The organism is Curtobacterium flaccumfaciens (genome assembly GCF_018598405.1).
GTDB lineage: Bacteria > Actinomycetota > Actinomycetes > Actinomycetales > Microbacteriaceae > Curtobacterium > Curtobacterium aurantiacum.
On sequence record NZ_JAHEWS010000020.1, the window covers coordinates 1 to 13237 of the forward strand.

14 protein-coding genes and 1 tRNA gene are annotated in these 13237 nt (G+C 72.0%); 8 read left to right on the top strand and 7 right to left on the bottom strand.

Translation table 11 applies throughout. From position 1 onward, the window contains the following. Positions 1-80 precede the first annotated feature (80 nt). Positions 81-527, bottom strand: coding sequence for a DUF4383 domain-containing protein (locus KK097_RS12680; RefSeq protein ID WP_214530017.1), 447 nt, complete (start codon positions 525-527; stop codon positions 81-83). 241 nt (positions 528-768) lie between these two features. On the opposite strand from KK097_RS12680, the gene KK097_RS12685 reads away from it, so the two are divergent. Both KK097_RS12685 and KK097_RS12690 read left to right on the top strand, forming a co-directional pair. After that, the gene (locus KK097_RS12685; RefSeq protein ID WP_214530016.1) at positions 769-1668 is read left to right on the top strand and encodes a phosphatase PAP2 family protein; all 900 of its coding nucleotides are present in this window, start codon (positions 769-771) and stop codon (positions 1666-1668) included. 192 nt (positions 1669-1860) lie between these two features. Then, positions 1861-3000, top strand: coding sequence for a CE1758 family FMN-dependent luciferase-like monooxygenase (locus KK097_RS12690; protein WP_214545069.1), 1140 nt, complete (start codon positions 1861-1863; stop codon positions 2998-3000). A gap of 150 nt (positions 3001-3150) precedes the next feature. Here KK097_RS12690 and KK097_RS12695 read toward each other — a convergent pair whose 3' ends face one another. Continuing rightward, positions 3151-3504 (bottom strand): DMT family transporter, encoded by a 354-nt coding sequence (locus KK097_RS12695; protein WP_214545070.1) that lies wholly within the window; start codon positions 3502-3504, stop codon positions 3151-3153. Between the two features lies 1 nt (position 3505). After that, complete coding sequence (locus KK097_RS12700; protein ID WP_214530013.1) at positions 3506-3820, bottom strand: DMT family transporter; 315 nt, start codon at positions 3818-3820, stop codon at positions 3506-3508. A gap of 107 nt (positions 3821-3927) precedes the next feature. Between KK097_RS12700 and KK097_RS12705 the strand changes: the two genes are divergently transcribed. From KK097_RS12705 to KK097_RS12720, 4 genes are all read left to right on the top strand, one after another. Next, on the top strand, positions 3928-4506 hold the full coding sequence (locus KK097_RS12705; protein ID WP_307858385.1) for a TetR/AcrR family transcriptional regulator: 579 nt from the start codon (positions 3928-3930) through the stop codon (positions 4504-4506). Between the two features lie 72 nt (positions 4507-4578). After that, positions 4579-5592, top strand: coding sequence for a permease (locus tag KK097_RS12710; RefSeq protein WP_214545071.1), 1014 nt, complete (start codon positions 4579-4581; stop codon positions 5590-5592). Continuing rightward, positions 5579-6385 carry a TIGR03943 family putative permease subunit gene (locus tag KK097_RS12715; RefSeq protein WP_214545072.1) on the top strand — a complete coding sequence of 269 codons (807 nt, stop codon included), beginning with the start codon at positions 5579-5581 and terminating at the stop codon, positions 6383-6385. Before KK097_RS12710 ends, KK097_RS12715 begins: the two co-directional genes overlap by 14 nt. Beyond that, positions 6375-7820, top strand: a complete 1446-nt coding sequence (locus KK097_RS12720) for a hypothetical protein (protein WP_214545073.1) — start codon at positions 6375-6377, stop codon at positions 7818-7820. Before KK097_RS12715 ends, KK097_RS12720 begins: the two co-directional genes overlap by 11 nt. 72 nt (positions 7821-7892) lie before the next feature. On the opposite strand, the gene KK097_RS12725 is transcribed toward KK097_RS12720, so the two are convergent. The 4 genes from KK097_RS12725 to KK097_RS12740 all read right to left on the bottom strand — a co-directional run bounded on the left by KK097_RS12725 (position 7893) and on the right by KK097_RS12740 (position 11585). Then, positions 7893-8939 carry an NAD(P)-dependent alcohol dehydrogenase gene (locus KK097_RS12725; RefSeq protein WP_214545074.1) on the bottom strand — a complete coding sequence of 349 codons (1047 nt, stop codon included), beginning with the start codon at positions 8937-8939 and terminating at the stop codon, positions 7893-7895. A 226-nt stretch (positions 8940-9165) separates the two neighbouring features. Beyond that, positions 9166-10206 carry a glycerate kinase gene (locus tag KK097_RS12730; RefSeq protein ID WP_307858384.1) on the bottom strand — a complete coding sequence of 347 codons (1041 nt, stop codon included), beginning with the start codon at positions 10204-10206 and terminating at the stop codon, positions 9166-9168. Between the two features lie 149 nt (positions 10207-10355). Further along, positions 10356-11492 (bottom strand): FAD-dependent oxidoreductase, encoded by a 1137-nt coding sequence (locus tag KK097_RS12735; protein WP_214545076.1) that lies wholly within the window; start codon positions 11490-11492, stop codon positions 10356-10358. Positions 11493-11514: 22 nt separating this feature from the next. Continuing rightward, a tRNA-Gly gene (locus KK097_RS12740) sits at positions 11515-11585 on the bottom strand. Between the two features lie 196 nt (positions 11586-11781). Between KK097_RS12740 and KK097_RS12745 the strand changes: the two genes are divergently transcribed. Together KK097_RS12745 and KK097_RS12750 are read left to right on the top strand one after the other, a co-directional pair. Further along, a complete protein-coding gene (locus tag KK097_RS12745; RefSeq protein WP_214545077.1) occupies positions 11782-12885 on the top strand; it encodes a DUF6177 family protein in 1104 nt (367 codons plus the stop codon). Next, the gene (locus KK097_RS12750) at positions 12848-13222 is read left to right on the top strand and encodes a hypothetical protein (RefSeq protein ID WP_214530005.1); all 375 of its coding nucleotides are present in this window, start codon (positions 12848-12850) and stop codon (positions 13220-13222) included. The genes KK097_RS12745 and KK097_RS12750 overlap by 38 nt, the downstream gene beginning before the upstream one ends. The last annotated feature ends 15 nt before the right edge of the window (positions 13223-13237 follow it).

Here is a 13237-nt window from a genome sequence, read left to right on the forward strand (position 1 = left end):
CCACCGCCCCCGCCCGCACACACGACGACGCCCGCCTGCCGGAGCGGCAGACGGGCGGTGAGTCGAGTGGAGCGGGTGCGTCAGGCGCGCGCCGCACGCAGCGCGCGGAGGTTCTCCTTGTCGGCACCGAGCGCGGTGAGCAGCAGGAGCACACCGACGATCGCGTGGAACACGTTGTCCGTGGTGTTCAGCGCGAAGACGTTCGCCGAGGTGTCCACGAAGACGAAGCCGTACACCGCGAAGACGACGAGCAGGGCACCGACGAGCAGGTTGCCGTTGCGCGAGCCGATGGTGTTGCCGAGACCCGTGATGAGCAGCACGACGGCGAGCAGCACCCAGACCAGGCACAGCGCCGGGTTGACGCCGAACGCGTTCCAGAGCATGCCGCCCTGACGGCTGAAGAAGCCCGGGTCGCCGTCGGCGGCGAAGAAGAAGCCCAGGATGCCCCAGAGTGCGAGGACGCTGCCGGCCGTGAGCGCGAGACCCCGGTTCGGCGAGGCGGTGATGCCCGGTTCCTTGATGGCCACTTCGGTTTCCTCCTCGTACACTGCCGACGCGACGTGCGTCGGTCCCGCGTGGTGCGACGGCCCGGCGGGGACCACTGATCCGGTCGTCCCGGCGCGGGGCGCGCGGCCGACGGGGGTGCGGTTCCCAGCCTCCGGCCGGTGCTCCAACGGTATCGTGTCGGACCCCGACCGACCCAATCGCAGCGCCGCCGCCAGTCGTGCGACGAGCCCGACGACGACCACTCCGAGGAGGACCAGCCCGGTGACCTTGACACCCGAGCGCAGTGCATCCGAGTCGCGCGGACCGTGGGTCTCGCGGCGGGTGCGGTGGGCTGCGCTGGCGGCTCTGGGGTTCGTGATCGTGCCTCTCGTCTACTGGGTCGCGGTGCTGACGCCGGTCGGTCAGAAAGCGGAGGACGCCGCGCTCGGCGGGGTCCGGGAGTCCGACCTGTTCAGCTCGGACACTGCGCTCAACGTCATCTCGGTGCCGGTGATCCTGTTGCTCGTCGTCGTGATCGCAGCCGTGGCGTTCGCCAGACGGCGGCTCTCGGTGGGGCTCGGCGCGGGGGTCGTGGTGCTCGCGTCGGCGGCCACCTCGACGCTCGTGAAGCGTATCGCCGTGCGCCCGGAGATCGCTCAGTCAACGACGCCGAACTCGTTCCCGTCGGGGCACGCGACGATCGCGCTGGCGGCGCTGTTCGCGGTCCTGATGGTGACGCCACGCCGGTTCCGGCCCCTCGTGACGATCGTCGGCGCCGGGTACGCGGTCTTCGTGGCGAACCAGACCGTGGTCTACGGGTGGCACCGGGTCAGCGACATCATCGGCGCGTGTGCGATCGCGATGTTCTGGCTCGGGATCGTCCGTGCCGCCGGTCCTCGGGTCGACCGCGGACTCCGGGGCGACCGCAACGGCCGGCGGGGTCCGCGCCGCGTGGTGAGCGTCGTGCTCCTCGTCGCGACCGGGGTGACGCTGGCGGTCGGTGTCACCGCGCTCGTCCTCGGACTGACCGGGGAGGGCGCGCACGACCACGCGGCGATCCTCGTCGCGGGGCGGATGGCCTCGAGTGCGAGCGTCCTCGCCGTCGTGACCGTGGTGTGGTTCCTCGACGGGATGCACCACGCGGCGCGGACCGACCCGGCCACGCTGCCGACCGCACGCTGACCGGCCGAGCCGAGCCGGGCCTCCAGTCCGCCCGAACGGGCCGTCCCGACGGCCGGCCCGAACGGGCCGTCCGACGGGCGGCACGAACAGCCCGTCCGACGGGCGCGAGCCTGGCGGGAATGCTCACGCGTGCGCTACGTTGTACCGAGCAAGTCGATGCAAACGCATCGATATCGCGAAAGGCGGCGCATCATGCAGTTCGGCATCTTCACGGTCAGTGACGTCACGACCGACCCCACCACCGGAACGACGCCGGACGACACCCGGCGCGTCCGCGACATCCTGACGATCGCCGAGCACGCCGACCAGGCCGGGCTCGACGTCTTCGCGACCGGTGAGCACCACAACCCGCCGTTCGTCGCCTCGTCGCCGACCACGTTGCTCGCCTACCTCGCGGCGAAGACGAAGGACATCACCCTGTCCACGTCGACGACCCTGATCACCACGAACGACCCGGTGCGCATCGCCGAGGAGTACGCGATGCTCCAGGTCGTCTCCGACGGCCGCATGGACCTGATGATGGGCCGCGGCAACACCGGCCCCGTGTACCCGTGGTTCGGTCAGGACATCCGCCAGGGCGTCAACCTGGCGATCGAGAACTACGCGCTCGTCCGCCAGCTGTGGGAGAACGACGTCGTCAACTGGCAGGGCAAGTTCCGCACGCCGCTGCAGGGCTTCACCTCGACCCCGCGTCCGCTCGACGGTGTCCCGCCGTTCGTCTGGCACGGCTCGATCCGCACGCCGGAGATCGCCGAGCAGGCCGCCTACTACGGTGACGGCTTCTTCCACAACAACATCTTCTGGCCGATCCAGCACACCGAGCAGATGGTCGGCCTGTACCGCCAGCGCTTCGAGCACTACGGACACGGCCGCGCCGACCAGGCGATCGTCGGGCTCGGCGGACAGTTCTTCGCGCGGAAGAACTCGCAGGACGCAATCGACGAGTTCCGCCCGTACTTCGACAACGCCCCGGTCTACGGCCACGGCCCCTCGATGGAGGACTTCACCGCCCAGACCCCGCTCACCGTCGGCTCGCCGCAGCAGGTCGTCGACCGGTACGCCGCCATGAAGGACCACGTGGGGCACTACCAGCGCCAGCTGTTCCTCATCGACCACGCGGGGCTGCCGCTCAAGACCGTGCTCGAGCAGATCGACATCCTGGCGGAGGACATCGTGCCGGAGCTGCGCAAGCTGAACGACGAGGGTCGCCCGGCCGACGTGCCGTCGGACCCGCCGTCGCACGCGGCGCGTGCCGCTGCCGCGATGGCTGCCGGCACCCTCGGCAGCGACCACGTCGCCGCCGAGGACGAGTGGACGGGCGCGTCCGTCTGACGAGTGCCGTGAGCGCCACCACGCGCGGACGGGAGGCCCGGTGCCAGCTGGCACCGGGCCTCCCGTCCGTCTCGGCGCGCGTTCTCGGGCCCGCGCCGACGTCACGGGGTGAGCGACACCTCACGGGGCTGCCGGCGCGTGAGCTGTCGCTCAGCGCGTGAGCTCGGCGCTGGGCTCCGCGACGGGGCGGGCCGGCACGAGCTTGAGGCCGACCACGCAGCCGACGATGCCGGCGATGAACAGCAGGCGCAGCACGGTGACGGGCTCGGCACCGGTGGCCATGCCCCACAGCACCGTGAGTGCGGCGCCGGTGCCGGTCCACACCGCGTACGCAGTGCTGATCGGGATGTGCTTGAGGACGTAGCCGAACGCGACGAGGCTGATCACGATCGTGACGCCGAACACGATCGTCGGGCGGAGTTCGGTGAAGCCGTCGCTCTCGCCGAGGGCGGTCGCCCAGACGGTCTCGAGCGCGGCGCTGACGAACAGGACGATCCAGGCCACGTCAGCTCACCACCTTGAGGCCGATGACGCACGCCACCAGGCCGAAGACGAGGGCGAGGCGGGCGAAGGACGCGGCCTCCTGACGTCGGAGTATCGCGACGACCACGGTCAGTGACGCCCCGATTCCGACCCAGACCGCGTAGGCGGTGCCGACCGGGATGCTCTTCATCGCGAACGCCAGCCCCACCATGCTCAGTGCCATCCCGGCGACGAACACGATCGTCGGGACCACCTTCTTGAAGCCGTTCGAGGCGCCGAGGGCGGTGGCCCAGACGGCCTCGAGCACGCCGCTCAGCACGAGGATCACCCATGCCATGACGATGTCCTTTCCTGCGGAAGTCGTTGTCGGTGTCGTTCTCGCACGACTGTGCGACAACGACCACGACGGTAGCACGAGTTCGTACGACTGTGCGAGTATGGCGTGTGGCCAGGAGCATGGACGTCGACGAACGGCGCCGCACCGTGTCCGAGGCGGCGTGCCGGGTCCTCGCCCGCGACGGCCTCGGGGCACTCAGCGTGCGGAACGTCGCCGCCGAGGCGGGGCTGCCGCCGAGTACGGTCCGCTACACGTTCCCGACCCAGGCGAGCGTCCGCGAGCACACCATCACCCTCGTGTTCGATCGGATCCGGGAGCGCATCGACGCCATCCCGGCTGATCTGGCACCGGTCCGACGCGCACGCCGGATCGTGCTCGAGCTGCTGCCCCTCGACGAGGAGCGGGTCATCGAGCTCGAGGTCTACCTTGCACTCGGGAACGCCGCGCTCACCGACGTCGGGCTCCGACCGACGCTCGACCGCGTCGTCGCGGCGATGCGGACCTGGTGCGAGGAGGTCCTCCGGCTGCTCGGGGTACCGGCGGGTGACCGGGAGTACGAGGCGTGCCGCCTGCACGCCCTCCTCGACGGGCTCGCGATGCAGGTCGTCCGGCTGGCTCCGGGGGAGTCCGGTGACTGGGCGATCGACGTGGTCGACCGACACCTGGACGGCGTCGCCGCAGGCTGAGCTCGCCCCCCCTCGCACCGTGCGGTGGCGCGTGCGCAGCCCCCCGCGGCACGCGTCGCCTATCCTGTCCCGGTGACGACGACCACGCGGCCGCCGCAGCGCACCCGGAGCCTCACCGGCCCCGGGCTGGTGCTGCTCGCCGTCGTCGTCCTGCTGGGGATCCGGCTGTTCTCGCCGAGCATCGGGACCGCGGGGCTGCCGAACGTCGTGCAGGACTTCCTCACGCTGGCGATCAGCGTCGTCGTCGAGTCCCTGCCGTTCGTGGTGCTCGGCATCGTGCTGTCGATCGTCGTCGAGGTCTGGGTCCCGGTCGGCGCGCTCGAGCGGGTCCTGCCGCAGAACGCCTTCGGTCGCCGCGCCGTGATCTCCCTGATCGGCATGCTCTTCCCGGTGTGCGAGTGCGGCAACGTCCCGCTCGCCCGCGGCCTGATGATGCGCGGGTTCACCCCCGCCGAGGCCGTCACGTTCCTGGTCGCGGCCCCGATCCTCAACCCGCTCGTCATCATCAGCACCGCGCAGGCGTTCGGCTGGTCGGGCTGGATCCTGCCGGTACGCATCGTCGGCGGGTTCGTCATCGCGAACCTCGTCGGCTGGATCGTCGCCGCGCACCGCCGTCCGGCCGACCTGCTGCTCCCCGCCTTCGAGGCCCGGTGCCGCGCTGCCGTCGGAGCACCTCGAGGCCTGCACCGCTGGCGGCAGAGCGCCGCACAGTTCGGCGGCGAGACGGCGACGATGATGCCGGCGCTGTTCGTCGGTGCCGGGCTGGCCGCCGCGATCCAGGTCGCCGTCCCCCGCTCGACCCTGGTGGCCATCGGCTCGAACCCGGTGCTGTCCGTCGCGGCGATGATGCTGCTGGCGATGACGGTGTCGCTCTGCTCGAACGTCGACGCCTTCTTCGCGCTGTCGTTCGCGTCGACGTTCCTGCCGGGGTCGATCACGGCCTTCCTGATCATCGGGCCGATCATCGACGTCAAGATGATCGCCCTGCTGCGCACGACCTTCCGGGTCCGGTTCCTGGTGCTGCTGTCGGTCGTGTGCGTCCTGTTCGCCGGAGCCGTCGGGTTGGTGATGAATGTCCTCGTCTGATGCACGCAACAACGCGGCCGCGTACCTGGGCCTCGGGTCGGTGCTGGCCGCGGCGCTCTGCACGCTGTGGCTCGCACTGGTCGGGCACCTCGACCTGTACATCAACCCGCGGTACTCGGTGTTCACGGTCGTGCTCGCGGCCGTGGGCGTGCCCGCGTCGATCGCCGCCCTCGTCGTCATCGCCCGGGGCCACGGCCACACCCACGGCGACGACGACGACCTCGATCTGCACCAGCAGCAGCGGACGGGAGGCCGCGGTCGCGCCGTCCGCATCGCCCTCGGCGGAGCAGCGGCCATCGTCACGATCGGCGTCACCGTCGCGATGCTCGTCCTGCCCCCGACGACCCTGTCCGCCCGCACCGCACAGCAGCGGAGCGTCGACTCGGCGACCCTGTCGAACGCCACCGGTTCCGAGGCCGCGGTGTCGCTGCTCGGCAGCGAGGGCGTCGACACCTCGGAGTACGGCGTCAAGGACTGGGCCGCCCTGATCCGGCAGACCACCGACACCACGGCGCTGGTCGGCAAGCAGGTCGAGCTGACCGGCTTCGTGGTGCCCGGCGCCGACGGGTCCTTCACCCTCACCCGCTTCGTGATCAGCTGCTGCGCCGTCGACGCGCAGCCGGTCGGCCTCGGCGTCGTGACCGGCGACGGCTCCGTCCCCGACGAGGGCCAGTGGGTCACCGTCCGCGGAGCCCTCGCGGCCAACCCGGACCAGTCCGCCGACGCCCGCATCGTCGTCAGGGCCGCGAAGATCACCGACATCGCGCAGCCCGAGGACCCGTATGAGTTCTGAGCGCCGCGGTGACCAGCCCCGCGAGCGGCGCGGTGACCAGCGCCGCGAGCGCCGCCCGGTCGCGCACCGGTTCCACCGCCGGTACGTGGCCGTCGTGGTGGTGCTGGCCGTGGTGGCAGCGCTCGCCGCGGTCGTCGGCTCGCAGCAGGGCCCGCGGCTCCGCGACGTGTCCTACGACGCCACGGGTCTCGTCACCCGCCCGGCCCAGCGCGTCATCCTGACGGCCAACCAGGCCCTGCAGAAGGTCTCCGCCGCCGACGTCCGGGTCAGCCCGACAGCGGCGCACACCGTGACCTCGAGCGGCAACACCATCGCCGTGGAGTTCGCCGGACCCCTGGCCTACGACCGCGACTACACGGTCACGGTCGCGGGCGTCCGGGCGCCCGGGCAGCGCGCGACGTCGGACCTGACGGCGTCGATCCGCACCGGCAGCACCGACGTGCTCGCACTCGTCCCCGGGCAGGCCGGGGCGAAGGACCGCATCGTCCGGCGTTCCCTCGACGCCGGCGGCGCGACCACCGTCTACGAGGGCACCGCGATCTCGGAGTACGCCCGACTCGGCCGATCCCTGGTGGTCGTGAGCGGCACGGACGCCAGCTCGTCGGTCGACGTGGTGGCCCTGAGCGGGGGCGTGCAGGACGACGACGCCCCCGTCGAACACCTCACGCTGCCGACCTCCGAGGGGCGGGTCACCGCGCTGCACGTCGCCGACGACGGTGCCTCGTTCGGGTTCGAGTACGCCGACACCTCCACCGGGCAGTCCCGGAACACCGGCCTGTACGTGGTCGACATGACGGGCACGCACCTGCCCACCGCCATCGCTGCGAACGGCAAGCCGACGACGGGTGCCGTCCCGATGACGGTGGCCCAGTGGGCCTACGTGCCGCGTACTGAGAGCGCACTCGTCCGGACGGGCAGCGACGACCTGGTGCTGGTCGACATGAGCGGACGTGCCGACCCGGTCCGGCTCGGCAGCGCCACGTACCTGCACGGCTTCGTCGGCACCGGCACCACGGCCGTCGTCGAGACGGGCACCGGCATCGAGCGGCTGGACCTCACCGACGGGTCGAAGTCGGCGTTGCAGGCCCCCGCCGCGAGCACCGACGCGGCCGTCCTCGGCCGCATCGCCCAGCTGACCGACGACACGTACCTGCGCGTGCTGGGGGACGTGCGGTCGGACGGCACGATCTCGGCACGGATCGTGCGTGTGGACGGAGGACGGGCCTCCCGGCTGCCGGTGACCATCCCGGACGACGCGAGCGTCACCGCGGTCTGCCCGTCCCCGAACAGCCAGTTCGTCGCGGTCGCGACGAAGTCGGCGACCGGCGAGCTCGTGAGCATCGTCGACGCGGCCTCCGGCGCGCTCGAGGCGAGCATCGACGCGGGCTCCGTCGACTGGTGCGGCGCGCTGCCGTCCGGTGACGAGGTCGGCTGACGGCACCGAGACCACAGACGGGAGGCCCGTTGCCAGCCGGCAGCGGGCCTCCCGTCTGTCAGGTGGTGACGACTACGCCAGCGTGGCCGCGTCGATCACGAAGCGGTAGCGGACGTCCGAGGACAGCACGCGCTCGTAGGCCTCGTTGATCTGGTCGGCGCTGATGAGCTCGGTCTCCGGGAGGATCCCGTGCTCGGCGCAGAAGTCGAGCATCTCCTGGGTCTCCTGGATGCCGCCGATGGCGGAACCGGCCCAGCTGAGCCGACGCGGGATGAGCGCGAAGGCCGGCACCTCGAGCGGCTCGGCCGGAGCACCCACGTTGACGAGCGTGCCGTCGACCTTGAGCAGGCCGAGGTAGGCACCCATCGGGATCTTCGCCGAGACGGTGTTGATGATGAGCTCGAAGGAGTTCGCGAGCTTCTCGAACGTCTCCGGGTCCTTGGTCGCGTAGTGGGCCTTGGCACCGTAGCGGAGCGAGTCCTCCTGCTTCGAGGTCGTCTGCGACAGGACGGTGACCTCGGCGCCGAGCGCGACGGCGATCTTGACGGCCATGTGACCGAGTCCGCCCATGCCGACGACGGCGACCTTGGTGCCGGGGCCGGCGTTCCAGTGGTGCAGCGGCGAGTAGGTGGTGATGCCGGCGCAGAGCAGCGGCGCGACCTTCTCGATGTCGAGCGACTCGGGGACGCGGAGGACGAAGTCCTCGTTCACCACGACAGCCTGCGAGTACCCGCCCTGGGTGATCGAGCCGTCGGCCGGGTCGACGCTGGCGTAGGTGCCGATGTTGCCCTTGAGGCAGTACTGCTCCTGGCCGGCGACGCAGTTCTCGCACTCGCCGCACGAGTTCACCATGCAGCCGACGCCGACGCGGTCGCCGACCTGGTGCTTGGTGACGTTCTCGCCGACCTCGGTGACGTGGCCGACGATCTCGTGGCCGACGACCTGCGGGTACTGGATCGGGCCCCACTCACCGCGGACGGTGTGGATGTCCGAGTGGCAGATGCCGGCGTAGGCGATGTCGATCGCGACGTCGTCCGGGCCGACGTCACGACGGGTGATGGTGGTCTTGACGAGCGGCTCGGTGGCTGACGGTGCCGCGTACGCGTTGACGGTGCGCAATGATCTCCTCGTGGGGGTGGTGCGTTGCGGGCCGGTTCCGGCCCGGAACCAGTGTGCGCGCAGCCGTGGCCGGGTGGGAGGTACAACCAGGACACCCCTGTGCCCGCGGACGGGCGAGTCGCGGCGCGGCGGTGCCGTGCGCTGTGCTGTGCTGCGCTGTGCTGTGCTGTGCTGTGCTGTGCTGTGCTGTGCTGTGCTGTGCTGCGCTGCGCTGTGCTGCGCTCGCTCAGGCGAGCCGGGCCAGCCGCTGCCCCGCGATCGTGGCGAAGCGCAGCGGGTCGGCCAGGGCGTCGTCGGGCTCGCCGGTGGTCTGCGTCGCGAGGACGGTGAGCGAGGCGGCAGCGGCGTAGTCGTCGAGCGGCGCCTCGATCGCGCCGGCGACGAGCATCGACCGGGCTCCGGGAGCGTGCGCCACGGCCAGGTCGCGGACCACCGAGGGCACCTTGCCGACGGCGCTCTGCCCGTCGAAGCGCCCCTCGCCGCTGATCACCACATCGGCGCCGTCGAGCAGCGCCGGCAGCCCGAGGACCTCGGCGACGGCCGCGGCCCCACCGGCGAGCGTGGCGCCCCACACCAGCAGGCCGAACCCGACACCGCCCGCGGCTCCGGCACCCGGCGTGCTCGGGTCGACGTGGGGGAAGCGTGCGGCCCAGGAGGCGAGCCGCTCGTCGAAGGACGCCACCCGGTCCGGCGTGATGCCCTTCTGCGGGCCGAACACGGCGGCGGCACCGGTCTGGCCGAGCAACGGCGAGGTGACGTCGGTGAGCACGGTGACGCCGAGCGGGGGGAGTGCGCGGAGGCCGCCGGCGCCTTCGCTGTCGAGGCCGAGCGCCTCGAGCACCGGACGCCCGCCGTCGGTGGACGCGCTGCCCCCGATGCCGAGCACGAGCCCCGTGGCACCGGCGTCGAGCGCGGCGGCGATCGCCTCGCCGAACCCACGGCTCGTCGCCGTGTCCGGCATCGGTGCGTCGAGCAGGGGGAGGCCGCTCGTCGCCGCGAGCTCCACCACCGCGCGACCGTCGGGCAGCCGCAGCCAGTGGGTGTCGACCGGCGTGCCGCCCGGCCCGGTCACGGTGACGGGTACCCGGACGGCTCCGGGGACGGCGGTCTCGAAGGCGTCGAGCGTGCCCTCGCCGCCGTCGGCCATCGGGACGAGCACCACGTCGTCGTCGGGGCGTTCGGTCAGCCAGCCGTCGCGGACGGCCGCAGCGATCGACGCCGCGGTCGCGGTGCCCTTGAACGAGTCCGGAGCCACGATGATGCGCACGGCTCCCACCGTAGTGGCCCGTTGCGAGACGCCGGCGTGTGCGCAGGACGCCGCGTTGTCCGCGAGACGCCTCCGGATCCGGCGGCGTCTCGACGACATGGCGGCGTCGAACGAACACGCCGGCGTCTCGCGAACGACCCGGGCTGGCGTCAGTGCGCGGGCACCGGCTCGGGCAGGGCGAAGCGCGGGTGCGGTGCGCCGCCCGTCGCCAGGTCAGCGAGCATCTCGCCGAGCAGCGGCGCGAACTTGAAGCCGTGCCCGGAGAACCCGGTCGCCACGGTGAGCGGCCCCACCCGGTCCATCACGAAGTCCTCGTCGGGGGAGTTGTCGTACAGGCAGCTGATGAACGTCGGCCGGGTCGCGTCGACCCCCGGCACGTACCGCGCGACGTACGCCTGCAGCCGCTCGGCCTCGGTCGGCACGGGTGCGAAGTCCCGGTTGTCCGGTTCGACGACGGGACCGGTGCCGTGGAACCCGACCTTGACACCCTCGCCGGGCGTCAGCAGCCCGTACACGTCGTCACCGTCGGCCCAGTGCACGAAGCTCGGCCAGGCCTCGTCCGGCAGGTGGCTGGGGAAGTGGGCGGGCTGCTCCTGGGTGACGCGGATGGCCGGGAGGCCCGCCCCGCGTCCGGCGAGCAGCTCACCGACCAGCACGGGGGCCCACGACCCCACGGCGGCCACCGCGGACGCGGTGCGGATGGCGGTGCCGTCGGACAGGACCACGGTGACGTCGTCACCGTGGTCCTCGAGCCCGGCGACCCCGGTGTCGAACCGCAGGTCGGCGAGACCGGTCCGCTCGGCCAGCGTCAGGAAGACCTCGATCGCCCGATCGGCGCGGATGCGTCCGGCGGAGGCATGGGTCAGCACGCGCCCCTCGAACGCGATGCCGGGCCAGCGCGCCGCTGCGTCGTCCGGGGCCAGCACCTCGTGCGGGATGTCCGCGTCGGTGAGGGCCGCGGCGATCGCGTCGACGACCTCGGGCCGACCGTGGTCGACGGCCCCCGTGCGGACGATGAGCTCCTCGCAGGCAGCGGCCTCGAGCGCTTCCCACAGTTCCAGCGCCCGGGTGGTCAGGGCGACGTACTCCGCGTCGGCGTAGCCCTGCCGGAAGATCCGGGTCGCACCGTGCGAGGAGCCGAGGTGGTGTCCGCGGGCGTGCTGTTCCAGAAGCAGGACGCGCTCGCCGCGGGCGGTGAGGGCGAACGCGGTCGCAGCGCCGACGACCCCGGCACCGATGACGACCACGGGTGCGACGTGTTCGGGGGAACCGGGAGAGGAGGACATGCGGCGAGCGTACGTCCGACGGAGCGAGTGACGGGAATCGAACCCGCGCTACCAGCTTGGGAAGCTGGAGTTCTACCATTGAACTACACTCGCGCGCCCCGGTGAACGGGACTCGGCAAGCCTAGCGGATTCTCGCCTGGAAGCCAGCCGACCGCGCACCGTACGCCTCCTGCCGGGCGTGTGTCGCGCCTCCCGAGTCTCCGCTGTGAGGGTGCGAGCCTGACGGACAGGTGTCGCACCCGTGTGTACCGTCCAGGGAGTTCCAGCCCCGAACCCGAGGAGGCCCCGGATGGTCAGGCATCCCCTCATCGACGACGTGGTCGGCCCCGCCATCGTGGTCGAGTCGGCCTCGCCCGTCGTGTGGCTGACCGACGCGCTCGCCTCGCTGCTCCGCCGGTCGGCGGACGCCGGACGGACGGTCGTGCTCCGCACCGGACGTTCGGCGGCGATCACCCCGGCGCTCCGGCACGCACTCGGTGCGTACGGTGCCGCGTGGGCCGTCTCCGACTTCGACGGCACGCTGCGGGACGGCCGGACGGGCGTCGCCGCATCGGGCATCGAGGACTTCGTGCACCGCGGCCCCGAGCTCGTGGGCACGCCGTCGCCCGAGCACCCGGTCTCGGCCGACTCGGTGCGTCAGATCAGCATCGACCTGACCCTCCGCCACCACCCGGGCCGCGCGGTCGACATGGGGTCCGCCATCGAGGCGCTGTGCCACACCGTCGGCACCTGCCCGACCCGGTGGGGCACCGCAGAACCACTCACCGTGCCGTGGGACCGCTGGGTCGTCACGCAGTACGCGAAGCACGAGGCGCCCGGCATCTCGACCTCGTACGCCGTCGGCGAGGGCTTCTCCGCGACGATGACCGCGCACCTGGTGGGCGGAGTGGTCGTCGAGACCATGTCTGCCGTGCTCACCGTGCCCGAGGAGAACACCGATCCGGGCCTGGCCAACCGCATGTTCGACGCGGTGCAGCGGGTCGCCGACCAGGTCGTCCCCGTCTTCGGCGTCGTCATGCAGCGCCGCGGCGACGCCGACCACCTGGTGCGGGCCGTCTCGCACGGCGAACCGTCACCACTCGCCGTCGTCATCGGACCCGAGGCCGCTGGCTTCCTGGACCGCGACGGCGTCTGGCCGCCGCCGCGCACCACGACCGCCACGTTCGCAGCCGGCACCGGCCCGTCGACCCGCCCGGATTCCGATGCCGACGCCGGGATGATCGTCCGCTTCGAGGACGGTTGGGAAGCGCTCGAGGCGTTCCTCGACCGCATCGACGAGGACCGCTTCCTGCAGCTGGTCGGCGGCGCGCCGCTCGACCCCGCGCACGACGAGGGCACGCTCGACGGCCACGTCCGTGACGACCGGATGGTGGGCGGCCACGGTGCCGCGTGACGTCACCATCCTCTGCCGGCAGCCGGTGGAGGCGCGCGACGTCGCCGAGGCGCTCCTGCTGCACGACGAGACCTGGGGAGTCCGGGCACTCGACGACGGTCCGATGATGCAGGTCTGCCGTGACGCCACGCACCCCGTGATCACCGTGCTCGGCGTGCGCCGGGTGGACTCCTTCGACGAGGTCGAGCGGATCCTCCCGGACGCCCCGACCCTGGCGACGCCGCTGTGGTGGGTCGACACCGTGATCCCCGCCGGCCCGGACGGCGAGTCCGGGATCTCGGCCGCGCTCGAGGCCGCGATGGACCTCGACGCGGTCTGCATCGTCCACGGGGACTGAGCGCGGCCGCACTCA

Bases quoted from the DNA above. Each gene is read 5' to 3' on its own strand.
- KK097_RS12690 (WP_214545069.1), top strand. From the start codon at position 1,861: ATGCAGTTCGGCATCTTCACGGTCAGTGACGTCACGACCGACCCCACC.
- KK097_RS12700 (WP_214530013.1), bottom strand. From the start codon at position 3,820: ATGGCATGGGTGATCCTCGTGCTGAGCGGCGTGCTCGAGGCCGTCTGG.
- KK097_RS12715 (WP_214545072.1), top strand. From the start codon at position 5,579: ATGTCCTCGTCTGATGCACGCAACAACGCGGCCGCGTACCTGGGCCTC.
- KK097_RS12720 (WP_214545073.1), top strand. From the start codon at position 6,375: ATGAGTTCTGAGCGCCGCGGTGACCAGCCCCGCGAGCGGCGCGGTGAC.
- KK097_RS12735 (WP_214545076.1), bottom strand. From the start codon at position 11,492: ATGTCCTCCTCTCCCGGTTCCCCCGAACACGTCGCACCCGTGGTCGTC.
- KK097_RS12745 (WP_214545077.1), top strand. From the start codon at position 11,782: ATGGTCAGGCATCCCCTCATCGACGACGTGGTCGGCCCCGCCATCGTG.